Here is a 23,056-nt window from a genome sequence, read left to right as displayed (position 1 = left end):
TCCAATGTCTGGCTTTTTGACCGAACTGCTTGCCAGCGCGAGCCTCTTCCTTCGTCAGCCCCTCGAATCCTTTTGCGATGTCGAGACCAATCATACGGACGCCGTCCATCAGGACCGGCTCGTGACACTCCGGGGCGAGTATGTCTCTGTTCTGCGCGTCAATGGTCTGCGCACCATGTGCTCGCGTGCAGACGTGGAGGCCGTCGCCGAACAGCAGCGCATCGAACTTCAGGGCCTGCTCGAGGGCACCGGTCATGTGATCGAAGGCTGGTATATCTCCGACCCGGATCAGGCCCGCGTCGCGGTGGATCTGCTGGCGCTCAATGGATGCGAGCAGATTTCACGCATGATGAACGCTGACTTCCACGACATCATCAATGAGCGCCGCCTGCGGTGGCCTCAGGTGATGCGGTGGGAGGATGCCTGCTACATCCTGTGGACCCGACCGGCCGTTCTGACCCGCGAAGAAAAGAAGCAGGTGGCGGCCGAGAGAAAAGAGCAGGTCAAGGCGTGGCCAAAAGCGGGGAGCGGTCAGCGCTTTACCCTGCGCTCCGAACTCATGGCAGGCCGACATGATGCGTTTGTGGCGCGTGTGCAGGACAGCATGTCAAATCTCGGCATCTCCACAACACTGCTACGGGCCGATGAATCCATCACGCTGGCGCGTGAAACGCTCTACCGAGAGACGGCCGGAAGCGGCTGGAAGCCCACGCTGGTGGGCGACCCTGTCATGCCGCGTCTTCCGGATGACGAAAAACAGAGCAAAAAGACCGAAAACCTGCTCTGGCCGTCCCTGCGCGATCAGATTTTCAACGCGGATGCCGAAAATCAGGGCGGCCAGCTCGTGACGGTCGGTGACTACACCTATGCCCCCGTGGACATGCTTCTCGGCCCCGAGGATCCGCGCCCGTTCTCGGAACTGCTCAACACTCTGGGCCGCAAGCGTCTGCCCTGGCGCAGTTCCATAATCCTCGAAGGCGGTGGCAAAGCCGCGTTCGCTATCAAGGAAACAGGGGCCACCATGCTTGGTATGTTTCCGGGTAACAAAGACATCACGCGGGCTTTTCAGGCCATCAAACGTATGCGCGAGACGGAAAACCATAATTCCGTCCGGATGCGGATGACCGCCAGCACATGGGCACCGGTCGGCGAAGACAAGCTGCTGCGTCGCCGTGCAGCCGATTTATCTCAGGGCCTCGAAAGCTGGGGCGGCTGCAAGACCACCCGTGTTCCGGGCGACCCGCTTGAGGCCGCCATGGGGTCGGTGCCGGTGCTTTCTCTGGGTTCCACGGCCACCCCGGCTCTTGCGCCTCTGGGGGATGCCATGGGCATGATGCCGTGGATGCGAAGCGCCTCCCCCTTCCCGCAAGGTTCCATCCTCTTTCGTAAGCCCGATGGCGGGATCTGGCCGTTCGATCCGACTGGCGGCGGTGTACGTGAGCATATCGCGGATATCATCGTCGCCCCTCCAGGCAGCGGTAAAACGGTGCTGGGAAACACCATTCTCCTTGGCCTGCTCCTGAGCTCTGCGGCCATGGGCAATAATGGCGTCAAGCTGCCGCTGCTGGCGAAGCTGGACATCGGCCATGCGTCTCTCGGCTTTATCGAAATGGTCCGCAACGCGCTCGGGCCGGATCGTGCCCATGAGGCCATCTTCGTGGAAATGCAGATGGCGCCCGGCTTTGAGGTCAATATCTTCGACCTTCAGGTGGGCCTGGAATATCCGCTGCCGCTTGAAGAAGTCGCCATCGACAACTTTGTGTCCCTGCTGGCCACACCCCTTGATGGTCAGCCTTTCGAAGGGATGGACCAGCTCGTCGGCGACGTGATTGCGGAGGCCTATCGTCAGTGCACGGGTGTTGCAGGCGGCAATCCGAAGCACTATCGCGAAGGCATCGAGCCTCTGGTGGATGAGGCTATCCACCGCCTCGGCCTCCAGCTCCCGCACCACGCTGCGGCCGAAGGCGATCTCGACAGCGCGGATCCGACCTGGTGGCGTGACGTTGTGACGGCCCTGATCGCTGCGGGCGAGCATCGTCTGGCGGGGATTGCCCAACGTCATGCCGTTCCGGTTCTTCAGGATCTGATTGCAGCGGCCCGCGCGCCGGAAATCTTCAATCGCTATTCCAAAATCGTCCTGCCCACGCACGAGACGCTCATTGATGCGTTCGAGCGCTACATCATGGCGGCCATCAAGAAGTATCCGACGCTCTCCGAGCCGACCCAGCTTGATCTGGGCGACGCCCGGATCATCGTGCTGGATCTGGCCCGTGTCGCGCCACAGGGGTCAGAGAGTGCAAACCGGCAGACGGCCCTGATGTATATGCTCGGCCGCTACCTGATCGGCCGGAACTTCTTCCTGCACCCGGAATATGCGGATCTGCCGATCATGCCCGAGAATGTGCGGGAGTATCATCGCAGCCGCTTCACCGAGATGAAGGAGACGATCAAGCGTCTCGATTTTGAGGAGTGGCATCGTCCCAAGGAGGCCCCGCAGGTCGATAAGCAGGCGATCCGGGACGTTCGTGAGGGCCGTAAGCACAATGTGCAGCTTTCGTTCATCAGTCAGCGCAGCGGTGATTTCAGCGCCGATCTCGTGGGTCAGTCCACGGCCCGCTGGATCCTGAAATGCGGAGACGAGCGCGAGGCCAACGAGATGATCGAAAACTTCAAGCTCACACCTGCCAGCGCCTATGTGGTGCGGAATCGCCTGCCCGGTCCAGGCCGCAACGGTGCGCCGTTCTTCGTGGTGATGAACGCGGCTGAGGGTAAATATGAGCAGCTTCTGGTCAACGTGCTCGGCCCCATTGAACTCTGGGCTTTCTCCAGCACGCCAAACGACACTGCTCTGCGCTCGCGTCTCTTTGCCCGGATGCCCTCAAGCCGCGCCTTGCGGTGCCTTGCCATCGTGTTTCCGGGCGGGAGTGCGGAAAAGGAACTGGCACGCCGCAAGACCCTGGCGATGAAAAGTTCGTTTCTTCAGGACGAGCAAGCACAGCAGGGCGTCATGGATGCGCTGGTGGATGAAATCCTGTCGGGTCAGGGCATTGCCGGGGGCTTGTACGAGCGCCTTGAGGCCATGGATGAGCAGCAGCGGGCCGCTGCGTAAGACGCACGATTAACGAGAGGAGGGGGATAAAACCCCCTCTTTTTACAATCGGTCTTTAGCAGTTTCGTAAACGGCACTTTTGTCGCGCTTGCCGACCGCGATCAAAAGAACCGTGATCTCCTGATCGTGGACCTGATACACCCCACGGATGCCATCATCACGCAGTTTGATTTTATAACAGTTCGGTAAACCGCGAAGCTTGTTCTTTGGAACATGCGGGTTATGCAGGATTTTGCGGAGCTTTTTTACGAACCGCTCTGCAACGCTGTAATCCAGCGCGTACAGTTCATCCCTTACGACTTCCGGGATGTCCAGAGAGTAGATCGTCAAGGTTCACGTTCCTCATAATTTCCCCCGGGTTCTTCAGGCGTTTCTTGACCAGATCAAGAAGAACGGCATCATCGTCGCTCACGACTTCCTTGCGGATCGGCAGACGGTTGTTTCTGACGACATATTCAAGAACGTCCCGAAACAGGTCAGCAGGCGTCGTTCCGAGTTCCTTGACCTTCCTGAAGGACTCTTCTTTGAAATCGGCTTCAAGCCGCATTCCGAAATGAGCTGTGTTTGCAGTGATCTGGGGCATCGTGTCGGGATCTCTCTTTACTCTGCGGCACTCACCGGCACTCGCGTATCTTCTCTTTGGGACCGACTTACTGGAAATAACTGTTAAACATATGTTCAACAAAAGCAACACAAAAAACCAACAGGGCAAGCAGAACTTGTCCCTGAGTGGCGATGAAATGCCTTCAATTTTTTTCTGAAAGTCGCAGATAGGCCCGCGATGATCCTTCCAACATCTGGAGGGATCCATGCGACACCACTACCTTCTGACACCTGTTCTTCTGCTGGCCCTCTCGGCCTGCGCCACCAAACCGCCAGAGCCTGTGGCGACAACAGGCATGGCCAATCCCGAACTTGCGCTGCAACGCGCCATTGCCACGACCGACGCGGATCTGGCCCAGCTCGGCACCTTGCGCCCGACCCCACCTCCCATGACCCCGGACCCCGGCCTTCCCGCTGACCTCAAGCGTCAGGTCTGGTTTGTCTGGCAAGGCCCCCTTGAGCCTGCGGTCCGCAAGCTCGGCAAGGACATCGGCTACAGCGTGACCGCATTCGGCCCGCACCGGAAGGTCATTGTCCAGATCAATGCCGTGGCCCCTGTAATTGACCACCTGCGCACGCTTGGCGAGCAGGCGGGAGATCAGGCCACCGTCTCTGTCGATCCCCTCTCCCACGCAATCTCGGTGACGTACCATGGCTGATCGCGCCCTGCTCTGCGGCCTCGCAACGGCTACCTTCCTCGCATTCCCATCTCTCGCAGGTGCGGCCGACACCGGCACCATCATGCCGTCCACAAGCGCCCTTCCTCCGCCAGCCCGGAGCGGAACGCTCGTTTCCATGCCAAACCCGCCTGAGCCGGGCGCGGATCAGATCAACGCCAATGATGAGGTCCTCGGCAATCCTGCCAACACCCCGGTCACGGGCGCGCTTCAGCTCGACCGCATCACAGGCGGTGAGGCTCCACCGTCTCTCGAAGCCTTGCAGGACGCGCGACCAAACGATGAAGCCGGCGACGACCTCAAGCCGGGCCGACGCGAGCAGATCCGTCAGGCCGCGCTGACCTACGGGGCACAGGGCGGACAGGCCGCACGGTCTTTCGCCATCAACGAAATGTTGCGCCACAACGAGCCAATCCTCGACACGACGTTCGATTTCCGCCCCTTCGTCCTGCCGGTCGGTGATGGTCAAACGCTGATGCAGCCCCCGATCGTCAGTCAGGCGCAGATGGCCTTCGCCCTGAACGACACAGGCACCATCGCTCATGAAAGCCGCTGCGTTTTCGAGATTACCCGAGAGGCGCAACTCACGTCTGCCGCACCGAACTGGCGGACCTATCTCGTCCGCTCCTGGAACAAGCCGCGTCATCCGGCCTCATCCGCTTTGCCTCACACGGACAAGGAAGTGCGGCACTGGAACGACTGGGTGGCCGAAGGCTGGGCATCCGGGGAAAAGGTGGCTGATGAGATCTACCTGTCCGATCTCTCCCGACTTCAGCGCGACATCACGGGCATGGCCCGCTACCGCGTGCTTCTGCGGGCCGGTCGTGTCGAAGAGCCACGCGTGGTCTTCGAGAATCGTCAGGCCGTGGGCGGCGGCGACAGTCTGCATCTTGGCGACCGTGTCATCCGCATCACCGGACAGCCCGGCCTCCAGGCCCGCACCCGCGTCGCCTATCCGGAGGACTGCCGATGAGCGCCGCCCTCAAACTGCGCGACACCGAAACCTGGGTACACGAACGGGCGAAGCGCGAGTACCCGTGGGTTGCTGAAGCCCGGAAACATGCACCCGGTCTCGATGACTTCCTGAAATGGGCGCATGGCCTCGGCGCGTCGCGCATCGACCTGCTGACCGGACACCGTGCCACGCTCACGGTTCATGGCCGCAACCGCTACGCCACCATGGACCCCACGACATCGTTGGATCTCAAGCAGATCGTGGATCACGTCTATGGCGCGGACGGCTCGGCGCGCGTCCTGATCAGCCTCCAGCTCGATACGGCCTATAGCGTGACGCTCAACCGTCGTGAGTCCCTGCGCTTTCGTATCAACATCTTCCCCGTGCAGACCATGCGCGGCCCGGGCATGAATCTTGTCCTGCGGCCGATCCCGGCCCTGCCGAAGAGCCTGGACGAGCAGCGCGTCGAGCAGGAGATCCGCGATACGAACCTGCTCAGAAGCGGCATGGTGCTCACGGGAGGATCGACCGGATCGGGCAAGACCACGTTGCAGTTCGGGCTGATCCACGAGCGGCTGATGGATCCGACCGTCTCATGCAACATCTCCACGGGCGAGCAGCCGATCGAGTTCCTTTTCGACAGCCTCAAGCCTCCCAACGGCAACCGGATCACCCAGACGGAGATCCGGCCGCCAAACATGACGCCGCCGCTGTTTGTCGAAGGCTCCATGCGCCGCGAAAACTCGGATCTGGTGCTGGGCGAGTGTCGTGACGGCCCGACCATGGAAGCGGCCATCAACTGCGCCATCACGGGCGGCAAGCTCTCCACCACCATCCATGCCGACAACGGCCCCCTCATGATCCAGCGCTCTATTGCGCTGTGCCCCCGGGCCGAACGGGACAATCTCGTCAGCGCTCTGGCGCAGTCGCTGCGTTTCGTCATCAACCAGCGTCTGTTGGATCGGGTCGGCGGCGGCCGTGTCGCGGTGCGCGAATACCTGACCTTTCATCAGGATCTGCGCCGTCAGCTCATGCGCACCGAGAGCGAGCTTTGGCCCGATCTTGTGGCTCAGGCCATCGACAGCGACGGCCAGAGCTACGCGGTCGCCATCCGCAAGGCCCTGGAAGACGGCCTGATCACCGAACAGACGGCCAATGAGGCCTGGAGGAGAGACGCCTGATGTGGCGCGCAACCGCAAAACCTGTCCGTCTGGCCATCCTTGATGGCCGGGCGTGTCTGCCGCTTCTCGTGACGGTCACGTACTGGAGCTGGACGACGCTGTATATCGGCGTTCTCGGGACCGCCCTGTTTGCAATGATCAGCTTCTTTGGCCTGACGCTGCCGGCGGCCCTCAGAACCGTCCGCCGCCTCATCACCGGCCCTGTTCGGTCCGGTCGGCCGACCTGGAAGCGGAGGCGCTACGGATGACCGCCTCTCCTGCCATCGGCGTGCTCTCAGACGTTCTGGTCCGTGCCATCGACCGCAAGGGCCTTGGCGTTCTGTTGAGCGATACCACCAACTCAACCCCCTGCGCCAGCACGGTCGCGGTGTCCAGCAGCGGCTTCCTGCCAGCGTTCCTGATCACCGCCGAGGCGTTGTGGTTTGAAATGACCCGGCACGGTTTTGGCCTGAAGCTGGTCGATGATCCTGAAGCCGCCCTCGGCGTGACCGTCATCGACCATGACGCGCAGTCAGCCGTCACGGTCCTGCTCTGCCTGCTCGATGTGCTGGACGCGCTCCCGGTTCAGAACGGCCAGATCAATCTGTGTGATCTGAACGGCCTCTGGCAGGCCAGTATGGCACGTCTTCAGCCTGTCTCCGTCCAGAAGGAGCAGGCCGCATGAAAGCCCGCCTTTTCTTTCCGTTGGCCCTCGCGGCCCTCATGGCGGCCCCGGCTGCCTCGGCCGAAGACGACGGCGGACGCCAGATCGCGGCCTGCCTGAAGGAGTCCGCTCATAACGCGCATGTGCCGACGGGTGTCATGCTGGTCCTGCTTTATGTCGAAGGCGGCCATCCCGGTCAGGCCGTGCAGAATACGAACGGGACGTCCGACCTCGGCCCCATGCAGGTCAACACGATCCATGTTCCCGAGATTGCGCGCCACTGGCACACCACCCCGTCCCGCGCCTACGCGGCGTTGCGGAACAACTCCTGCGCCAATCTTGAAGCGGGCGGCTGGATCCTCGGTCAGGAAATGACCAAGGCCCGGGGCGACCTCTGGCAGGCCGTGGCGGGCTATCACTCCCATACGCCCCGATTTGGTACGGCCTATCTGAAGCGCTTCTACGAGATTTCCCAGACCCTGATCCGCACCAGCCATCAAGGAGACCCGGCATGAGTGGCACAGTTTCGCGGTCCTCAGGCACACGCTCGTCCGGGGAAATCACCCTGATGCTGGCCGGTGTTGCGCTGTTGGGCATGGTTGTCCTGGCCTATATGGTCTGGTCAACATTCCACACCGAAATCAGCCGCTTTTACTGCAAGGTCCTGATCTGGCAGATCGGCATCCTGTCGCCGACGCCCGAGCTGGCGCGTCTGAATCTCCAGCTTCATCAGGTCCTGCACCATCCGGCATCCATTCGTCTGATTCAGCTCTATTACGGCCTGTCCATCGTCGGGATGCAACTTCGGTGGGTTGCGGTCCTGGTCGGTGGGATCTGCGCGGGCCTGTGCCTCTTCTTCGGGGAGAACAAGGCGGTGCGGGCCGTCCTCGATCTCGAAGGCCTGATTGCCGTGCAGGCAAAAATGTTTCCGACCCTGCGCGGGTTTGCCAAGCGCCGCATCACCCGGCTTGTTGCGCCGTCCACCGGGGCACCTCTTCCGGCCGATCCGGCCCTGACCGCCGACGAGTGGCGCAGCCGCTTTGCCACGGCCGCCGATGGCCGTTTCAGTGAGGTCTGCGCGCAGGAGGCTTTCGAGCGTCAGCTCGGCCCGCACTACACAACAGCCGGACCCGTCGCGACGCCACCTGCGGCTCAGGTGCTCTTTGCGGCCTTTGCGCTGCACAAACTCAAGCGTCGCGATGAGGCCATGACCCTGCTCGGTCAACTGTCTGAAGGTCTGGCAGACGCAGGACTTGATGGCGATACCGGCCCGAAGGTCAGTCTGAAGGTGCCCGCAGACGTTTTGAAGACCGCGCAGGACTTTCTTGCAGATCCCGATATGCAGGCCACGATCGCGCAGAGCTGTGACCGTCACGGATGGACCACGACCGCCCTCATGACGCTTCTGTGCGATGCCCGATTTGAAGCTGGCGTGCTGGCGCCTCCGGCGTTCGCCATCGTCAAGCTGATCGACCGGCCGCTTTGGTACGCCCTGCACTCCCTGGGCTACCCCAGTGAAAACCCCAACGAAGACGTGCATCCCAATCCCCGGATCGAAGCCGCTGGCGCCCGCGCCCACTGGTCCGAGGAACAGCGCCTGCGTCGCCCCCTCTACATCCCGGTGCTTGATCGCGCCCTTTCCACGCTCTGCTCCGCCTGAAGGACAATTTCATGACCCGCATCATTCTCCAGCATGGCCAGAACGCACCCCTCACGCTCGACATCGAGGAAGGCAGCACGGCCCCGATCCATCTTCATTTCTCGCAAGCCCTGCCTGTCGCGGCCCCTCAGGCAGAGATCGCCCCGGTTGGACCTCAGGCCGCTCCTGCCAGCAAGATCCGCCGCTTTCTGCCGGTTGCCGCGACAGCCGCCGTCTGCGCAGGTCTGTTGTACACCTTCGGCGGCCTGCACGCCTCCGCGCCTGCGATGCCTGAATCTGCGCCTCTTCCGCCGTTGCCCTCCAGCGGCCCGCTGGAGACGCAGCCGCAAGCTCAGGCACCCACTGCACCACAGCAGATCCTGAAGGCGCTGCATCAGCCCGCCCATCTGGAAATGCCATCCCCAGCACCCGCGCCGGTACAAGCCGGTTCGCCATTTGGGTTGGAGAACTAAAGCCATGACGGCTCGCAAAATTGGCGCACCGCTTGGCCACCAGCAGGTCGAGCGGGGAAAGACATACCGCGACACCCGCCCGTTCTGGACAAAGGCGAAAGAAGAGCTTCGCTCTCCTCTGGCCGGATGGCTTGGGTTCGTGGCGGTCGGTCTGGGCTGGTTCGTGCCTGCGATTGATGGAGCCCTGATCCTCGCGGCTCCGGCCGTGGCAGCCTGGGTCGTCTTACGGCCCGAGCGTCTTCCGCTCCATATGCCGCGCTACAGCGGGCTGAAGGATGCGAACGATCTCAATCCCAAGGATCGCAAACCCCGCCAGGCCAACGGCATTCTTTATCTCGGCACCGAGGCGCGCACCCGTCGCCAGCTCTGGATGTCTTCGGACGCGGCCCGTCAGCACGCGGCCATTCCGGGCACCACCGGCTCCGGCAAGACCACGGCCATTGTCTCCCTGATGACGAACGCCCTGGCGCATGGCTCCGGTTGCATCCTGGTGGACGCCAAGGGCGACAACACGGTCTATGGCGACGTGCTGGCCCTCGCACGGCGGTTCGGGCTCGATGACCAGGTGCTGGCGCTGAACTTCCTCGCCGCCTCCGGGACGCGGGATTCCAACACGTTCAATCCGTTTGCCACCGGAAATGCGGACGCCATCCGCGAAATGCTGGTTAGCCAGCTTGGCGAGCAGTCGGCCAATGATTCCAACGGCGTCTTTCGTGACCGTGCTGTCGGTCTCATCGGCACAGTGGTTCCGGCCCTCGTCTGGATGCGCGACACACACGGCATCCCCATCAACATCGACGCGATCCGCTATGCCACCGACCTGCGCTGGATTGGCACTCTTGCGCGGCACAAGGTCTTCCTCCTCCGCAATCCCGGATCCAATCAGGCCATCGAGCGCAGGGTCGAGGATATTCCGGACGATGTGCTGTGGCCGCTTCAGGCGTATCTTGGCGAACTGCCCGGCTATGACTCTTCTCTGGAGTGGAACGCGCAGAAGGAAAACAAACCGTCCGAGCAGCACGGCTATGCGAAGATGTATTTCTCGCGCGTCTTCACCCAGCTTGGCGTCAGCCTCGGGCATATCTTCAATGCGGAGACAGCCGACATCATCATGCGCGATGTGGTGCTGAACCGCCGCATCCTGATCGTCATCCTGCCGTCTTTGGAAAACTCGTCGGACAGTCTGGCGGGTTTGGGCAAGATTGTCGTGGCCTCTTTGCGCGGCGTCATGGCCCAGCTTCTCGGGGCCAAGCTACACGGCTCTGCCAGCGAAGTGTTCAAGCTGAAGGCCGGGGCTGGCGATGCGCCATTCCAGATCTTCTTCGATGAGCTGGGCGCCTATGTGACGGACGGCATGGACCGGATGCTCGCCATGGGCCGTGGCCTGAACTGCATGTTCTGGATCTCGTTTCAGGACTTACCCGGCCTGACGGCCCGGATCGGCGAAAAGGCCTTCTCGCTTCTCGGCAACGCGAACCTCACCCATGCGCTGCGGCTTCAGGATGCCATGAAGACCCGTGAATGGCTGGAACAGCAGGCCGACAAGGTCGAGGTGACACAGGCAACCCGCGTGGAGAATGATGGCTACGGATATTACAACGGCTCAGGCGCTGAGGTCCGCGAGGTCTCCCGTCTGCCCTGGAACGATCTGCAAAGCCTGATCGAGGGTGAGGCCGTCACGATGTTCGGCGGCCGGGTCATTCATTCCAAGACGTTCTTTGCCGACATCAACGGACGCTCAGGCGAGGTGCGGCGCGCCCGTCCGGTCATGCTGCCGTCCCCCAAGACGGGCCATGGTGTGGATCCGGATGCCGAGACCTGGGGCATTGTCGAAACGCTGGAAAATGGCGACTTCCAGATCGAGACGGCAAGCTCGGGCTTCCCGCCGTCGATCGAAGCCCTGATTGGCAAGATTGCAAACGAGAACCAGCGGGACAGCAAGGCCCTCATGGGCGATGTCAGTACAAGTCTGACCGATCTGACGGCTTACCTGCGGACCTCCACGGCTCACGGTCATGGAGACGGCAACACGCCGTTTGCGGGGATGTTGGCCTGGGGCCGCTTCCAGCGCGACGACAACAAAGATGAAAGCCTCGTACCTGCTCAGCCCATGGATGGGGCGTTTCTGGGGCAGATCGAGCGACTGGAGCGTCTTGTTGGCAGTCGGACAGGACGGACGCCTCGTCGTCGTGCTGTGCTCGTTCTGGCGACACGCGATCAGCTTCATGCACTCCCGGCCAATACGGATGGCGCCAAAGGGGCCAGCGAAAGAGAAATCTTGGCGGCATTCAGGACGCTTGGAGAAAGGCTTCAAGCGTAAGCTGTTCTTCTCGGTGCGACAGTGGCAGAGAGCCTTCATGAGAGTTCGTTTTGTAACCTGCCTGATAGTCTTGGCAGCAGCATCGTCAGCCCATGCTGATCCTGCATCATGCAGCCACCTTTTTGCGGGAGGGAAACCTCCCGCAGTGCTATCTGAAACCCAACGCGGTGGCACGGTTCTGTTATGTAACAACGACTATGCGGTTCTGGCCTCTGAAGACACAAAGGGCCCTTTATGGTCGGCTGAAGATATCACTGAAGAGCAGATCGAAACAGCACGCAAAACAGCGCGCAAAGGCACCTTTAGCGTAGATAGTCGCCTCCCAGGGTCGATGCAGGCGACCCTTTCTGACTACCGGCGCTCTGGTTACGATCGGGGGCACATGACCCCCAGTGGCGATGAGCCGGACGCGACATCGCAGGATCAGTCATTTCTCCTGTCCAACATCGTCCCCCAAACCGCCGCGTTGAACCGAGGGGCATGGGAGGGTGTCGAAAGCGCCGTGCGAGGATGGGCAGATCAAGAAGGTGAGATTTTTGTCGTCACAGGGCCAGGGTATAATCCTGACCAGATCCAAAAAACGGTTGGTCCCGGAAAAATCCCGGTTCCCGCGATCACGTGGAAAGCGATCTATGATCCAGCAGGTTCAGGAACAGGGGCCTATATTTGCCTCAATACCGCACACCCTGTCTGTAAAATCACATCGGTGTCGACGCTTACACAGCTGGTCAACATTGACCCTTTCCCTGCACTTCCTGCCAGTCTTAAAGAGCAGGTCGCTTCAATGCCTCCGATCCGCCAGAGCCCTTATGCTCTGAGCCATCGTGCAGGAAATGAAAAACTGCAAGCAAGCTGGAAAAGCGCAGTAGTACAAAAGGCCATAAAGGCTCTCCTGCACTCCCTCACGACGAATAAGTAATTCGGGCGACCTAGATGCCCCCCACTGAGAACTGCGTCGTCACCGCCTGCGCAAGAGCGATCCGGTTCTTGCGCAGGGTTTGTTCGGCCTCAGAGGGAGCCGCCCCGCTCTGCGCCAGAAGGGCTTCAATCTGCTCGTCAATGACTTTCAGCCTCTGGGCAGCCATTTTTGCCACGGTGATCGCCTGCACGCGGTTGGCCACCTCGCGCCCATAGTCCCGGCCATCCTGCGCCATTTCCTCCTGCATCTTACCAAGACGGATCAATTCCTGAACGTGCTTCTCCCGTTCCTCCTGCGAGGTGAACGGCAGATCCATGCCAAGCGCCTTGTAGGGCTTGTTCGACATGCCCTTGGCCACATGGTGCCACAGATCGTCGCTGGTGATCTCCGTCGTATCACCGAGCGCGCGCCCGTTGCGCACGGCCTCAAACGTCGCGCCGTCTGAGATCATGGTCCACGTCGTGCCCTTGGCCCGGCTCTCTGCCACGTAGGATGTAAACCCAGTTGCCGTAGCCACCCCTCGCGGAAGGGCGTTGATATGTTCGTCCGAGGTGAGGCCCTGGGCCGCATCAATGGTCATGGCATGACCGAAGCCAAGCAGGATCCGGCCGGTCTTGTGGTCCTTCAGCCGACGCCATTCAACATCTGCCTCCCGTCCGTCCTTCATCCGGACTTTCAAACCGTCCTTGCCGTGCGAGACAACCTCCACGACATCGCCATTGTTGCCAACGGTGGTCCCTTTTCCTTCGACCGCCCCCCAGGTGCGCCGAAACAGACGCAACCTGTCGCCGGCAGCGACCTGAAGGTCATAAGTTTCGCCACGCTGATCGACCGCATCCAGCGTCACTTCATCCCGGGAGATCTCGCCACGGTTCTGCAGGATCCTGCGCACAGCGCGGCTGAGGTCGGCCGCGTCCTGGTTGGTCAGGGCTGACATACTGATCCCGCGCTTTGAGCCGGACGCAGCCAAGGCGTCGCGGCGCGTGACGTAGAGTTCCGCGATTTTTTGCAGCACCTCATCCTGATCGCCACCGACCAGACGGATGGTTCCGTCCTCGCGCTTCATGTCGATAGCGCGGCGGACTTCCTCAAAGTGAAAGGCGTTGCGCGGATCGTCCGCATTTTCCTGATCCTGGTTGGCGTAGGCGGCCTTCCCTTTAGGTCGAAGCGCGTCCAGTGCATCCGCATCTGGTGTCTCGCCACGGAATAGTCCGGCAATCTCACGATTGCGGGCGGTCGTCTGCCGGACCGTGGACAGCAGCTCCGGCATGTCTTCCTTGGCCAGAACCCTGCGCAGGATCTCGACGGTGTCACCGGCCTCAATGGATTGCGCCTGCTCCCGATCACCCAAGGCCTTGATGGTACAGCCGCTCGCGCGTTGCAGCTCCAGAAGCTGAAGCATCTGGCGCGGTGCAACCTGGCCAACCTCGTCAATGACCAGAACCGTATTCTCGTCCACAGTCTGCTCGCCTTTCTCAAGGCGGCTGAGGAAGGGCATCATGGCGTAGCGCTGATAGATCCCGGCATCGCCAAGCGCATCGGCCTGACGCCAGGCCGTGGCAAGACCGATGACCTCACGGCCCTTCTCCGAGAACCGAGTATCCCGCTTCCAGGCATCCACGAGAGGCTGAAGCAGCGTTGTTTTACCGGAACCGGCAACACCCGTGAGCATCGAAATCTTTCCAGCCTTCCCCAAGGCGTAAATTGCCGCCTTCTGGGACTGACCGTGCTCGTTGTCGAAATCGAGGTCGCATCGCTCGATGGCCTCTGTGAGTTGGGCGTCCGAGAGAGACGCACTTCGATCCGCCGAGGCCCGAACGGCCTCTTTGGCAAGGGTCTCCTCGACACGGATCTGTGCCGTGTTGGTCACGCGGACCCGGTCATTCTTTACGCACGACACAAGACTCACCTGTTCGCCCCGAACCTCTAGGCCTTTGTCCTCTATCAGTTTGACGACCTGGTCGATGTCTTCAATGCCCCCGGGGATGCCCGCTCCGATGAGGCCGCGAGCGGCATACATCCTCAGCTTGTCATGATCGAGAACGGCCGCCGTCTCAAACTCCTTGCCGAGATGCTTGGCCGCAAACGCATAGGCCTGCTCATGCCGGTCCGCGACAGATAATTCCGTGGCCTCAGCCGTGCCCATGACGCTGTGATGCTCCCAGCCAATCGCAGCGGCGCGTTCGCGCCAGGCCTGAACGTCGTCAGCGGATTCATTCTTCTTCTGCCTGTGCGCCAGACTGGCGGCCTTGAGCATCTTGTTCTTCAGCTCGGCCGTCATGGTGTTCCAGTCGTGCCCCTCCTTCTCGGCATAGGCCCGAGCGGATCGCGTCACCTCGGCCGTGCGGCTGGAAAAAGCGTCACAGGCCTCCTGCGGAACGGCGGAGATAACAGTCGCCTGCTCCTTGGCGTCGTAGGACTGCTCGATCCCGAGTTTGCGCAGCTCATCCGCCAGTTCCGCCTGGAAGAAGGCTCCGAACTCATGCACGCGGGAGCGCAGGCGCTTGGTGTCCAGCGAACCCACATGACCGCTCTCGGTCACAACCACATTGTAGAGCGAGTTATGGATGTGCATCTGCGGATCGCCCCCGGTCGGGGCCTCACGCAGATAGGTGGTATCGGTCTCGGCATCATGCAGGGTCAGGGTCGGGCGCGACGTGCGGTGACGGTAGGACGTCCAGGCAACCTCCCCGGCTTCTTCTCCGTCTTCCCCGCCATGCCCACGTCGGGCAAAGCCCAGCTCGCGGGCCACATACTGCATGGTCGCGTCATTGGCCCGCTGCACAGCGTTCCAGATGGCGGCCCCTTCGGCCTGCGTGGGCGCGAACTCGGCAGCCAGCGTGACCGATTTGTGCGGGGCCATGGTCAGATCATAGGCGCTGATCTTTCGCTTCGCCTGAGACCATTGCTCACCATTATCAGCGCGCTTGCCCTCGAACAGGGCCGCAAGTGTTTCGGTCGTGGGCATGGCGCGCCGATCCACGCCGAGTACGTCCGCCATCTGCTGGCTCATGCCCGGATTGAACGAGGCCCGGCCATCGCGGCCGAGATAGTAATTCGTGAGGCGCTGACCATCACCGTCCGGCACCTTGCCGGTGTCCGTCCGGAAATCATGCTCCGGATCCGGTGCCCCTTCGGTGAAGTATGCGGCCACGAACTTGCCGTTACACTCAGCCGAAATCTTGCGGAAGGTCATCATGACGTGCGGCCGTCCTCTGTCTTCGGACGAACCTTACGGCCTTCAAGGAGGTCGTTGTTTCTAGCGGTCGTGTGGTCAATACGCCTGATGACCGGCTCCTGATCCTTCATCAGTTCGACCAGGCGCGCGAGAATGTCGTCCAGTGTCGGGCCGTCCCCCTTCTCCGAGGGGGTCAGAAGCTCAATCAGGATACTCAGCTTTTCGCTGATGAACCGGATCTCCTCGCCCTGTTCGTCAGAGCGGGTGAGAAGGTGCTGAAGAAGCTCCCGATCCGAAACATCGGTCTCGGGAGCGCGGTCGGGGGTCTGGGTCTGATCTGTCATGAGGGCAGGATAGAAAGCGCTCATGCGACTGAGATCATTTCGTCAGGGCGTCAGGCCGTTCTCTCTCCTTCTGCGCAGTGCTGGCCGCCTGCATGACCCATTGCGCCAGTCGAGTGCTCAGAGAGATGGCCTGATCAAGCTGTTGGCCGCAGGAATTTTCTGTCACGGCCTTGTTCAGGATGACGTCCTCTGTTCGGAAGTTCCGCCACAAGGAGCCGACGAGTTGGGCAGAACTCACCAACGCCTGCACATCGGCCTGATCAACCTCGACAAGGATTTCTTCCAGATCTCGCGCTTCGATGTGAAGAGGCCGACCCGGCAGGTTCAGAACCATATACCGGCCTGGCAGTCGGAGCCTCTCTCGAAGCCGCATCATCTCGGCTCCCTCAACACCGGCCCGAGCACGGTCTTTGCCGAGGTAGGAGCCTGTCTCGAAAACTTCCGGCAAGACCGCATCGGTAACCCATCGACGGAAGGCCTTTGCGTGAGGACAGCGAGAAACAAAGGTGAGGTGAAGGGCACCACTTCTGCTGACCGCGTTGACTGTCTGCAAACCTCCATGGGTCATCATCTTCATTGAAGTGTGCTCGTCATCATCCAGCCGCAGCATTGCATCGCGTGAATTCGAGAGCCCCAGCACCATGCAAACCTGGCTCGCCCGGAGCCAGAGTTTACCTTCGTGAACCACGCCCTCCAAACAGTGGTTTTGAAACATAAACTCGGTGGTACGGGCAGCATCATGAACTGGCTCTGCGGCGACAAATCCCGCTTCGGTATCCGTGTCCTTAGTCATGGATGGTCGGCTCCTGATGAGGCAGGCCCCTCACTGTGAGGTGGGCTTCTCTTCCTCTTTCGGCTGCCATGGTGCCGGGCCAGTCTGCGACTAAGATGCCTGAAAGAAATGGCCTGGCACGCTTTGGAGACAGCAAAGGGCGTCGTTAGTTCCGACGCCCTTCCAAGCCCGCACGGCGGAGCCGTCCGCACCAACGGTGCAATGGTCTATGAAGAAGCTCTTTTCTTTGCCTCATACTTGCCTCGCTCTTTCTCGCTCTCGCCTCGTAGTAGCCTCGTACAAGCCTCGGAATCGCTTCGTAGATGCCTCGTAGTTGCCTCTATGATGCCTCGAACTTGACACGAAGATGCCTCGCCTGCGAAAGAGGTTCGACACACCAGAGGCCGTGAAAACAGCTCAGCGTGAGAGGTGTGTCCGAAATGGACACAAAGCGGGAGCGAAAGTGAGCATGTCCAAGGCACTGAGAGAGATCCAGGAGGCACACAAAACACGCCCCGCTCAGCCGCACTCAAAAGCTGTCTATCAGTGGCTGAGAAAAAATCAGGACATCGTGTCTGAACTTCGCGAGGCGAAGATCGCCACCTGGGAGATGATCGCCAAAGCCGCGAGAAAAGACGGCGTGGACGTCGAACTCTCTCCGGTTGGACTTGGGGCCATCAGAAAAATGTGGTCCCGCCTCAAGAGCGAGCGAGAGGGAATCACAGCCGGAAAACCGGCAAATGACACACCCGATCAGAAGCCAGAACCGCCGAGCCGAACCCCGGCAGACTGGCGGCCTGCCGCTGTGGAAGAGTATTACCAGGAACGCGAGGAGAGACCCTCTGCGCCAATACCCGCCTCACCGCCACTCGTTCCCACGACTTCGACCGTTGCAACGTCAATGTCCTCCAACGACGCCGACCCGCATACGAACATTTCTGCTGAGGGGCGCCAGTCTCTGGAGCACATCAGGGCAAAGCTTCGGGCACGTAGGGAAGAGAAGAGAAGGCTCACGCCAGACTGATTTTTTTTGCGCGGCAGGGTTAAGTCGCAGAATGGCTCCGCACTATGGCGTCCGAAAGAGGAAGAGAAGCCCACCTCACAGTGAGGGGGCTGCCTCATCAGGAGCCGACCATCCATGACCAAGGATATTGCCGCTAAAGCCGCTACGAGCGCTGCCGACCAGAAGGCAGCCCCCAAGCGCAAGCCGGTTATTTTTACGATCATTGGCCGTCAGCGGGTTGGGAAGACGACCCTGCTGAATGCTTTGGCCCAGACGATCCATGAGCAGGGCGGCACCCCCGAGATCTGGAACACCGATCTGCTGAACCGGTCGCACTCCATTTCCAGTTTCCATGATGCGAAAAGCCCCACAGGCGGCGACACGAAACGTCAGCGGAAATGGCTGGAAGAGAAGATCCAGTCTCTCATGGAGAGTCGCCATGACGCCATTCTCGACATCGGCGGCGGATGGACAGCGCTGCATGAGTTGATCAGCACGGAATCACTGACACGCGCCCTCGATATGATGGGTATCACGCTCTCAGTGGCTTTCCTCATCGGCCATGAACGCGCAGATCTCGATTATCTGGAAGATCTCCAGACGAACAAGAAGTTCTCTCCCCGGAATGCCGCAGTCATTCTCAACGAAGGCCTCATTCCTCCTTCCCTGGACGTGGACGATGTTTTCGAAGAGGTGGCCATTCACCCCGCAGTTGTCGAGGCCATGGACAACGGCGCTAAGCTCGTCCTCTATCCGGCTGCCGAACCCATGAAGGACGTCTGTGACCGAACGCTCACGTTCCGTGCGTATGCCGAGGGCGAGCAAAAGGAAGGCTTCCCAACCAGCTCGATCTTCGACCGTCTCGCGATTGACCGCTGGTACCGCCGCGATTTCCCTGTCTTCCTGCGAGAGCTAGGCGCGCCTCGCCTGCCAGACATGCCTAAAGGCCTCCCTGTTCCGGCCGAAAGTGACGTGTGATGTCTGACGGCCTTACCCAGAGGATTTCTGACTGTCAGGCCAGGTTTGAAAGCTCACTGGATGCGCTGCGCGAGCAGACGCATCGTTGGACGCTCCGGCCGCGTTCACCTGAGGCCAAGGTTCTGGATGGTCTCATGATCCTGATGGAGATGAACAATCTTCATCAGGCCCTCCTTATTAAGGATCGTGAACACTCGGAGGCCGCGCATAGGGCGCTGTTTCAAGAGGCCGAGACACGAATGGAGCAGTGCGTTGCCAAGTGCGAGAGCCTGCTGGATCAATGCACGCGCTCGGCAACAGAGGAGGTTATTGAGGTCAGGCGGGCTCTTCATGAAGGCGTGGCAGCCTCTCGCCAGCTCCAGAAGATCGACGAAAGGACCGTCAAGGCAAAGGTCGCGGAAGTCCTTGGAACCGTCAAAGGCGAAATCGCCGAAAGCATGAAAGCGCAGATCGTGATGGCGGGCACTCGTGTTCGACGGGACGAAATCAGCAAGCGGGCCGGATGGTTCGCCACCATGATCGTGGGCGGAACCGTCTTCGGAATTATCCTCGATCACCTGATTTAGGTGTGTCCAAAACGGACACACCACCTCGGGCCAATAAGCGCTGTTCAGACAATACTCAAAGTCGCAGACTACGGGCGGATACTGACCACCCCAACACAGGAGTGCTCAATGCCGCCGCCCTTCAAACAATCCTTTTTGATTACAGGTCTGGCTTTCTCGGCCGGACTTGGCCTCAGCGGTTCGTGCCAGGCGCAGTCGATTGAAGTGCCGAACGGCCTGCCGGAAGTCCCGCATGTCGTCTATCCGGAAGTCGGCCTGCCGAACTTCACGGTACCAGCCGGGACTGTCCAGCAGATCGGCGGGGACGGGAAAGTGATTCAGACCACGCAGCCCGTTTCTACCGGCTCGGACTCACTGCAAACGCTCTATAGCCGCGCATGGGGCTATCAGGCCGCTGACAATGCGTCCTCCATTGGCGTGAACCCTGCTGCCTTGGCAGCAACGTGTCAGGTCGAATCAGGCTGCCAGAATGTCTATACGGCCACCGGATCAGGCCACACCATCACGGGCGCATTTCAGATGGCAAATGGCACTTACAGCGAGGAAATGAGCAAGGCTCTGGCATCGAACCCGGGCCTCGCGAGTACCATTACATCAGGAACGGCAGGGCAGCAGGACCCAGCCACACAGGCGGTCGCAGCAGCTCAGTATATGAAAGAGGAAGCTATGACCTTGCAGGCGCAAGGAATTAGCAATCCGACCGCGCTGGATACGAGAGCGATGTATAATTTTGGAAGTCATGCTGGGGCTCAAGTCGCACAAGCCGATGATAGCGCGATGATGTCAGATTTCATTTCCTCGACCGCCATGAGCAACAACAACATCTCGTCAGGAACCACCGTCGGCGAGTGGCGGCAGAGCACGGCGAACAAGATGGGGACCGGGGCAAGTGCTCCCGTACTCCAGAGTTAAGTGACAGAAGACAGAGAACTGGATACCCAATCACTATGAAACATAAACTTTTCGCTCTGGCAGTCTTGGCGGCGTCTTATTCCTTCAGCGCTTCCGCATCGCCGAACAAGCCTGTCAGCCCCCTATCCGGCTATAAGTGCCTGACTCTCAACGCGACAGATGCGCAGATGATGGATCCGAACTTCTCCATCCCATTCCGCCAAAACCCGTCCGACCAGTCACCTGTAGTGGCCCCGGCAACCACGCTCGTTCCTGTGAACACAGCCGTCGAGCCTGTTAACGGTTACTATCAGACGGTGAACCTAGCGCGGAAGACCATGTGGATCTCGGCCAAGTGGTTGCAGCCCTATTCTAATGTTCATCCTGGCCGGACTTGCACGCCATACGTCATGACCAACGGAAGCGTTGGCTTCGTCTTCGCAAACAAATAAAAAAGGCAGCCTCCGGGCTGCCTTTTTCGTATCCCCTGAGCCTGGACGTGGAGACACCGGAACCCACCACGTCGCGGGCAATGTCACCCGGCTTTGCGGATCTCGGCGAGAATGGGATCGGCCTTTCTCTGCCGGGGACAGGGATGGGCCACATGGGCCGCTTCCAGATCCAGCAACCATGCGGATAAGTCAGCCGGAAGAGAGGACGTGCCCTCCAGGCAGCGCCGGAACTGGTTGCGGTGCATGTCACATTTTTCGGCGGCCTGGCGCTCGGACCATCCGATCCGGAACAGGGCAAGAGACAGGCGCGGCCCGGTCAGGTGCTTCGGGCGGCTATCGAGAGGGGAAAGGCTCTTTGTCATAAGAGCATCCTGCCGCCTCGTTCTGCGACTGAACGCGAAAAATCGCGCCTCAAAAACCCGCCTTCAGATAGGCCGCAAGGCCCGGAAAACCTTGCCATTCCGGCCTAAAACCGCTACTTTCTTCTTATGAGTTCAGCCAAGACCCTTTTCGCGCCGACGCCTTTTTCCGCCCTTTCGGATGAAGAGCGCGCGCGCCGTCAGGACGCGGTCGAATGGACCCTCGCGGCCCAGAGACGGCAGGGCTACACGCATGATCCTCTTATCGAGGCTGCGTGCCAGTCGTTCGTCGCCGGACAGATCGACCTTGCTGAACTGGGGCGGAGACTGAATCCCGCCCTCTGACGCGTCGATGCCTCCCGCCCACGGTTACACCTACCCGAACGTCTCGGATGATCCTGACCAAACGGACGTTCTGCGAAACCGTCTCGGCCTGCGCCGCCATTCCGAGCTTCACCCTGAAGAATACCGCCGCACCAGCCACAGGATTCTGGAAATCCGGATGGGTCTGGGGCCGTCCGGCCATTTCGATGCCGACCACCTGAAGGCCATCCATCGGCATATCTTCCAGGACGTCTATGAGTGGGCTGGTCACATGCGCCACGAAAGGCCGGTCGTGGACGGAGCACGGGTCGAACCGATTGGCTCCATGCGGAAAGGGTCAACAACCTTCCTCCCCGGCTCCCATATCGACATGGGGCTAAACGAGGCCTTCAAGCCCATCCGCAACCCGGATGTGCTGAAGAACTCCACGCCGGAGCAGTTCGCGGCCGTCGCCGGAAATGTTCTAAACGAACTCAATTATGTCCACCCGTTCCGCGAAGGAAACGGCAGAACGCAGGAGGCCTTTCTTTCAGAACTCGGCCGTCACTACGGGCATAACGTGGACCTTTCCGTCATCACAAGAGCCCGCATGGTGTCCGCGTCCATTGCCGGCACGCAGGATCCGGATCACCCTGCTATGGCGGCCTTGCTGAAAGATGCCACCGATCCCGCCCGCGCGCGTGCCCTGAAGGAACTGATGCAGGACATGGGCTCCGGTCCTGACGCAAGGCCGCTGGATGACCTCGTCATTCGCACGGCCGCACCTGGGGAGACTGTCTCCGGGATCTTCAAAAGCCGGACCAGCCTTTCCGGTGCGTTCGAAACGCCTGACGGGATCGTGGCGGTCCCCGTCGCGGATCTTCGAAATGCCGTCCGACAGGATGGCGGATACACCGTTTCCGTGCGATCCGATTTTGTGACGGCCTCTGCTGCTCCAACGCTTCGGCCCGTGCCCCGTCCGGTCATTCCGGCTGTCTTCGGGCCTGCGGAAGAGAAGCGCGAACGCGCGCTCCTGGCACAGGCAAAAGAGGAAGGCCGCAAGGCCGCTGCCTCTCTTCATGCGTTCTGGTCGGCCCCGCCTTCCCTCGTCTGCCGCGACATCGAGGCCGCGATCCGCCAGGAGGGCGGCGATGCAGCACAGGCCTTCACCGGCATGAAGGCCGGAGGCCGTCATGCGGCGCTCGGGAAAGAGATCGAAAAAGAACTGCGCCACAATCCCACCTTCGCCCGCGAGCTGGGCAAGGTGCAGAAAGACATGGCAGCCTATGGCGACAGTCGAGAAAAAGCCTTTGCGTTTGGGGCCGCTCACGGCCGGGAAACAGAAATCCTGACAGACCTGGCCGGGACGGATCGGGAGATCGCCCGCCATGCCAGCCGGACTCCCACCTCTGAACCGGGTCGCGCCCTGATCCAGACCCTGACCGGCCAGCCCGCCCTAACCGCCACGGCAGACCCGACAGACCGCCCGTCTCTTTCGTCTGCCCGGACACCCGGCCCCGGCTGATCGCCCCCTGTTTTCCTAGACTCATCCTGCCCGTGCGGCGAGCACACTGACGGCGACGAGAGTGGAACGACGGTGGCGTTTTCCTGAGCCCATCCTGCCACCGGCCAAGACGGGCGACGGGACAGGCCGTCAAGCCCGGAGCGTCCTGAGCAAGGGGGGGCAGGCT

24 protein-coding genes are annotated in these 23,056 nt (G+C 60.8%); 18 read left to right on the top strand and 6 right to left on the bottom strand.

Going from position 1 to position 23,056, the window contains the following annotated elements; all coding sequences use genetic code 11:
* Nucleotides 1-4: 4 nt before the first annotated feature.
* Nucleotides 5-3,109 (top strand): ATP-binding protein, encoded by a 3,105-nt coding sequence (locus GFJ39_RS05920; RefSeq protein WP_153430478.1) that lies wholly within the window; start codon nt 5-7, stop codon nt 3,107-3,109.
* A gap of 42 nt (nt 3,110-3,151) precedes the next feature.
* On the opposite strand, the gene GFJ39_RS05915 is transcribed toward GFJ39_RS05920, so the two are convergent.
* Entirely contained in the window at nt 3,152-3,439 is a 288-nt protein-coding gene (locus tag GFJ39_RS05915; protein ID WP_015074959.1) for a type II toxin-antitoxin system RelE family toxin, read from the bottom strand.
* Nucleotides 3,396-3,920 carry a type II toxin-antitoxin system RelB/DinJ family antitoxin gene (locus GFJ39_RS14185; protein ID WP_228391822.1) on the bottom strand — a complete coding sequence of 175 codons (525 nt, stop codon included), beginning with the start codon at nt 3,918-3,920 and terminating at the stop codon, nt 3,396-3,398. The genes GFJ39_RS05915 and GFJ39_RS14185 overlap by 44 nt, the downstream gene beginning before the upstream one ends.
* On the opposite strand from GFJ39_RS14185, the gene GFJ39_RS05905 reads away from it, so the two are divergent.
* Genes GFJ39_RS05905 through GFJ39_RS05860 form a run of 10 tightly spaced genes read left to right on the top strand, consistent with a single transcriptional unit; the run spans nt 3,919 to nt 12,519 of the window.
* Nucleotides 3,919-4,371, top strand: coding sequence for a DotD/TraH family lipoprotein (locus GFJ39_RS05905; protein WP_061500982.1), 453 nt, complete (start codon nt 3,919-3,921; stop codon nt 4,369-4,371). The two genes, GFJ39_RS14185 and GFJ39_RS05905, sit on opposite strands and share 2 nt — an antisense overlap.
* On the top strand, nt 4,364-5,362 hold the full coding sequence (locus tag GFJ39_RS05900; protein WP_153430477.1) for a type IV secretory system conjugative DNA transfer family protein: 999 nt from the start codon (nt 4,364-4,366) through the stop codon (nt 5,360-5,362). The genes GFJ39_RS05905 and GFJ39_RS05900 overlap by 8 nt, the downstream gene beginning before the upstream one ends.
* On the top strand, nt 5,359-6,525 hold the full coding sequence (locus GFJ39_RS05895; protein WP_153430476.1) for a type IV pilus twitching motility protein PilT: 1,167 nt from the start codon (nt 5,359-5,361) through the stop codon (nt 6,523-6,525). Before GFJ39_RS05900 ends, GFJ39_RS05895 begins: the two co-directional genes overlap by 4 nt.
* A complete protein-coding gene (icmT, locus tag GFJ39_RS05890) occupies nt 6,525-6,773 on the top strand; it encodes an IcmT/TraK family protein (RefSeq protein ID WP_153430475.1) in 249 nt (82 codons plus the stop codon). Before GFJ39_RS05895 ends, icmT begins: the two co-directional genes overlap by 1 nt.
* Complete coding sequence (locus GFJ39_RS05885) at nt 6,770-7,189, top strand: hypothetical protein (RefSeq protein ID WP_153430474.1); 420 nt, start codon at nt 6,770-6,772, stop codon at nt 7,187-7,189. Before icmT ends, GFJ39_RS05885 begins: the two co-directional genes overlap by 4 nt.
* Nucleotides 7,186-7,683, top strand: a complete 498-nt coding sequence (locus GFJ39_RS05880) for a lytic transglycosylase domain-containing protein (protein ID WP_061500976.1) — start codon at nt 7,186-7,188, stop codon at nt 7,681-7,683. The genes GFJ39_RS05885 and GFJ39_RS05880 overlap by 4 nt, the downstream gene beginning before the upstream one ends.
* Nucleotides 7,680-8,828: a secretion/conjugation apparatus DotM-related subunit gene (locus GFJ39_RS05875; RefSeq protein ID WP_153430473.1), complete on the top strand. Its 1,149-nt coding sequence runs from the start codon at nt 7,680-7,682 to the stop codon at nt 8,826-8,828. Before GFJ39_RS05880 ends, GFJ39_RS05875 begins: the two co-directional genes overlap by 4 nt.
* Before the next feature lie 11 nt (nt 8,829-8,839).
* Nucleotides 8,840-9,280, top strand: a complete 441-nt coding sequence (locus GFJ39_RS05870; RefSeq protein ID WP_153430472.1) for a hypothetical protein — start codon at nt 8,840-8,842, stop codon at nt 9,278-9,280.
* Nucleotides 9,281-9,284: 4 nt separating this feature from the next.
* The gene (locus GFJ39_RS05865; protein WP_153430471.1) at nt 9,285-11,600 is read left to right on the top strand and encodes a type IV secretory system conjugative DNA transfer family protein; all 2,316 of its coding nucleotides are present in this window, start codon (nt 9,285-9,287) and stop codon (nt 11,598-11,600) included.
* A gap of 37 nt (nt 11,601-11,637) precedes the next feature.
* Nucleotides 11,638-12,519, top strand: coding sequence for a DNA/RNA non-specific endonuclease (locus GFJ39_RS05860; protein WP_153430470.1), 882 nt, complete (start codon nt 11,638-11,640; stop codon nt 12,517-12,519).
* A gap of 10 nt (nt 12,520-12,529) precedes the next feature.
* On the opposite strand, the gene mobF is transcribed toward GFJ39_RS05860, so the two are convergent.
* Genes mobF through GFJ39_RS05845 form a run of 3 tightly spaced genes read right to left on the bottom strand, consistent with a single transcriptional unit; the run spans nt 12,530 to nt 16,834 of the window.
* A complete protein-coding gene (mobF, locus tag GFJ39_RS05855) occupies nt 12,530-15,718 on the bottom strand; it encodes a MobF family relaxase (RefSeq protein ID WP_228391821.1) in 3,189 nt (1,062 codons plus the stop codon).
* Nucleotides 15,715-16,065, bottom strand: a complete 351-nt coding sequence (locus GFJ39_RS05850) for a hypothetical protein (RefSeq protein WP_153430469.1) — start codon at nt 16,063-16,065, stop codon at nt 15,715-15,717. The genes mobF and GFJ39_RS05850 overlap by 4 nt, the downstream gene beginning before the upstream one ends.
* 10 nt (nt 16,066-16,075) lie before the next feature.
* Nucleotides 16,076-16,834: a BRO-N domain-containing protein gene (locus tag GFJ39_RS05845; RefSeq protein ID WP_153430468.1), complete on the bottom strand. Its 759-nt coding sequence runs from the start codon at nt 16,832-16,834 to the stop codon at nt 16,076-16,078.
* Between the two features lie 448 nt (nt 16,835-17,282).
* On the opposite strand from GFJ39_RS05845, the gene GFJ39_RS05840 reads away from it, so the two are divergent.
* The 5 genes from GFJ39_RS05840 (at nt 17,283) to GFJ39_RS05820 (ending at nt 20,703) form a co-directional block, all read left to right on the top strand.
* Nucleotides 17,283-17,837 carry a hypothetical protein gene (locus GFJ39_RS05840; protein WP_061490892.1) on the top strand — a complete coding sequence of 185 codons (555 nt, stop codon included), beginning with the start codon at nt 17,283-17,285 and terminating at the stop codon, nt 17,835-17,837.
* A 114-nt stretch (nt 17,838-17,951) separates the two neighbouring features.
* On the top strand, nt 17,952-18,794 hold the full coding sequence (locus GFJ39_RS05835) for a DEAD/DEAH box helicase family protein (RefSeq protein ID WP_062501821.1): 843 nt from the start codon (nt 17,952-17,954) through the stop codon (nt 18,792-18,794).
* Nucleotides 18,794-19,360 carry a hypothetical protein gene (locus tag GFJ39_RS05830; RefSeq protein WP_153430467.1) on the top strand — a complete coding sequence of 189 codons (567 nt, stop codon included), beginning with the start codon at nt 18,794-18,796 and terminating at the stop codon, nt 19,358-19,360. The genes GFJ39_RS05835 and GFJ39_RS05830 overlap by 1 nt, the downstream gene beginning before the upstream one ends.
* 108 nt (nt 19,361-19,468) lie before the next feature.
* Nucleotides 19,469-20,272 carry a hypothetical protein gene (locus tag GFJ39_RS05825; protein ID WP_153430466.1) on the top strand — a complete coding sequence of 268 codons (804 nt, stop codon included), beginning with the start codon at nt 19,469-19,471 and terminating at the stop codon, nt 20,270-20,272.
* A gap of 35 nt (nt 20,273-20,307) precedes the next feature.
* Complete coding sequence (locus GFJ39_RS05820) at nt 20,308-20,703, top strand: hypothetical protein (RefSeq protein ID WP_153430465.1); 396 nt, start codon at nt 20,308-20,310, stop codon at nt 20,701-20,703.
* A gap of 83 nt (nt 20,704-20,786) precedes the next feature.
* Here the strand turns inward: GFJ39_RS05820 and GFJ39_RS14045 are convergent, their stop codons facing one another.
* Nucleotides 20,787-21,065, bottom strand: a complete 279-nt coding sequence (locus tag GFJ39_RS14045) for a hypothetical protein (protein WP_029495893.1) — start codon at nt 21,063-21,065, stop codon at nt 20,787-20,789.
* 126 nt (nt 21,066-21,191) lie between these two features.
* Between GFJ39_RS14045 and GFJ39_RS14040 the strand changes: the two genes are divergently transcribed.
* Together GFJ39_RS14040 and GFJ39_RS05810 are read left to right on the top strand one after the other, a co-directional pair.
* Nucleotides 21,192-21,407, top strand: a complete 216-nt coding sequence (locus tag GFJ39_RS14040; RefSeq protein WP_061489988.1) for an antitoxin VbhA family protein — start codon at nt 21,192-21,194, stop codon at nt 21,405-21,407.
* Nucleotides 21,408-21,414: 7 nt separating this feature from the next.
* The gene (locus GFJ39_RS05810; protein WP_153430464.1) at nt 21,415-22,890 is read left to right on the top strand and encodes a Fic/DOC family protein; all 1,476 of its coding nucleotides are present in this window, start codon (nt 21,415-21,417) and stop codon (nt 22,888-22,890) included.
* Nucleotides 22,891-23,056: the final 166 nt, after the last annotated feature.

This window comes from Gluconobacter aidae, assembly GCF_009547075.1.
Classification (GTDB): domain Bacteria; phylum Pseudomonadota; class Alphaproteobacteria; order Acetobacterales; family Acetobacteraceae; genus Gluconobacter; species Gluconobacter aidae.
This window is presented reverse-complemented; position numbering and strand designations above follow the sequence as displayed.

Coding starts and splice junctions, on each gene's coding strand:
- GFJ39_RS05920 (WP_153430478.1), top strand. CDS start 5: ATGTCTGGCTTTTTGACCGAACTGCTTGCCAGCGCGAGCCTCTTCCTT.
- GFJ39_RS05905 (WP_061500982.1), top strand. CDS start 3,919: ATGCGACACCACTACCTTCTGACACCTGTTCTTCTGCTGGCCCTCTCG.
- GFJ39_RS14185 (WP_228391822.1), bottom strand. CDS start 3,920: ATGGATCCCTCCAGATGTTGGAAGGATCATCGCGGGCCTATCTGCGAC.
- GFJ39_RS05900 (WP_153430477.1), top strand. CDS start 4,364: ATGGCTGATCGCGCCCTGCTCTGCGGCCTCGCAACGGCTACCTTCCTC.
- GFJ39_RS05895 (WP_153430476.1), top strand. CDS start 5,359: ATGAGCGCCGCCCTCAAACTGCGCGACACCGAAACCTGGGTACACGAA.
- icmT (WP_153430475.1), top strand. CDS start 6,525: ATGTGGCGCGCAACCGCAAAACCTGTCCGTCTGGCCATCCTTGATGGC.
- GFJ39_RS05885 (WP_153430474.1), top strand. CDS start 6,770: ATGACCGCCTCTCCTGCCATCGGCGTGCTCTCAGACGTTCTGGTCCGT.
- GFJ39_RS05880 (WP_061500976.1), top strand. CDS start 7,186: ATGAAAGCCCGCCTTTTCTTTCCGTTGGCCCTCGCGGCCCTCATGGCG.
- GFJ39_RS05875 (WP_153430473.1), top strand. CDS start 7,680: ATGAGTGGCACAGTTTCGCGGTCCTCAGGCACACGCTCGTCCGGGGAA.
- GFJ39_RS05870 (WP_153430472.1), top strand. CDS start 8,840: ATGACCCGCATCATTCTCCAGCATGGCCAGAACGCACCCCTCACGCTC.
- GFJ39_RS05865 (WP_153430471.1), top strand. CDS start 9,285: ATGACGGCTCGCAAAATTGGCGCACCGCTTGGCCACCAGCAGGTCGAG.
- GFJ39_RS05860 (WP_153430470.1), top strand. CDS start 11,638: ATGAGAGTTCGTTTTGTAACCTGCCTGATAGTCTTGGCAGCAGCATCG.
- mobF (WP_228391821.1), bottom strand. CDS start 15,718: ATGATGACCTTCCGCAAGATTTCGGCTGAGTGTAACGGCAAGTTCGTG.
- GFJ39_RS05850 (WP_153430469.1), bottom strand. CDS start 16,065: ATGAGCGCTTTCTATCCTGCCCTCATGACAGATCAGACCCAGACCCCC.
- GFJ39_RS05845 (WP_153430468.1), bottom strand. CDS start 16,834: ATGACTAAGGACACGGATACCGAAGCGGGATTTGTCGCCGCAGAGCCA.
- GFJ39_RS05840 (WP_061490892.1), top strand. CDS start 17,283: ATGTCCAAGGCACTGAGAGAGATCCAGGAGGCACACAAAACACGCCCC.
- GFJ39_RS05835 (WP_062501821.1), top strand. CDS start 17,952: ATGACCAAGGATATTGCCGCTAAAGCCGCTACGAGCGCTGCCGACCAG.
- GFJ39_RS05830 (WP_153430467.1), top strand. CDS start 18,794: ATGTCTGACGGCCTTACCCAGAGGATTTCTGACTGTCAGGCCAGGTTT.
- GFJ39_RS05825 (WP_153430466.1), top strand. CDS start 19,469: ATGCCGCCGCCCTTCAAACAATCCTTTTTGATTACAGGTCTGGCTTTC.
- GFJ39_RS05820 (WP_153430465.1), top strand. CDS start 20,308: ATGAAACATAAACTTTTCGCTCTGGCAGTCTTGGCGGCGTCTTATTCC.
- GFJ39_RS14045 (WP_029495893.1), bottom strand. CDS start 21,065: ATGACAAAGAGCCTTTCCCCTCTCGATAGCCGCCCGAAGCACCTGACC.
- GFJ39_RS14040 (WP_061489988.1), top strand. CDS start 21,192: ATGAGTTCAGCCAAGACCCTTTTCGCGCCGACGCCTTTTTCCGCCCTT.
- GFJ39_RS05810 (WP_153430464.1), top strand. CDS start 21,415: ATGCCTCCCGCCCACGGTTACACCTACCCGAACGTCTCGGATGATCCT.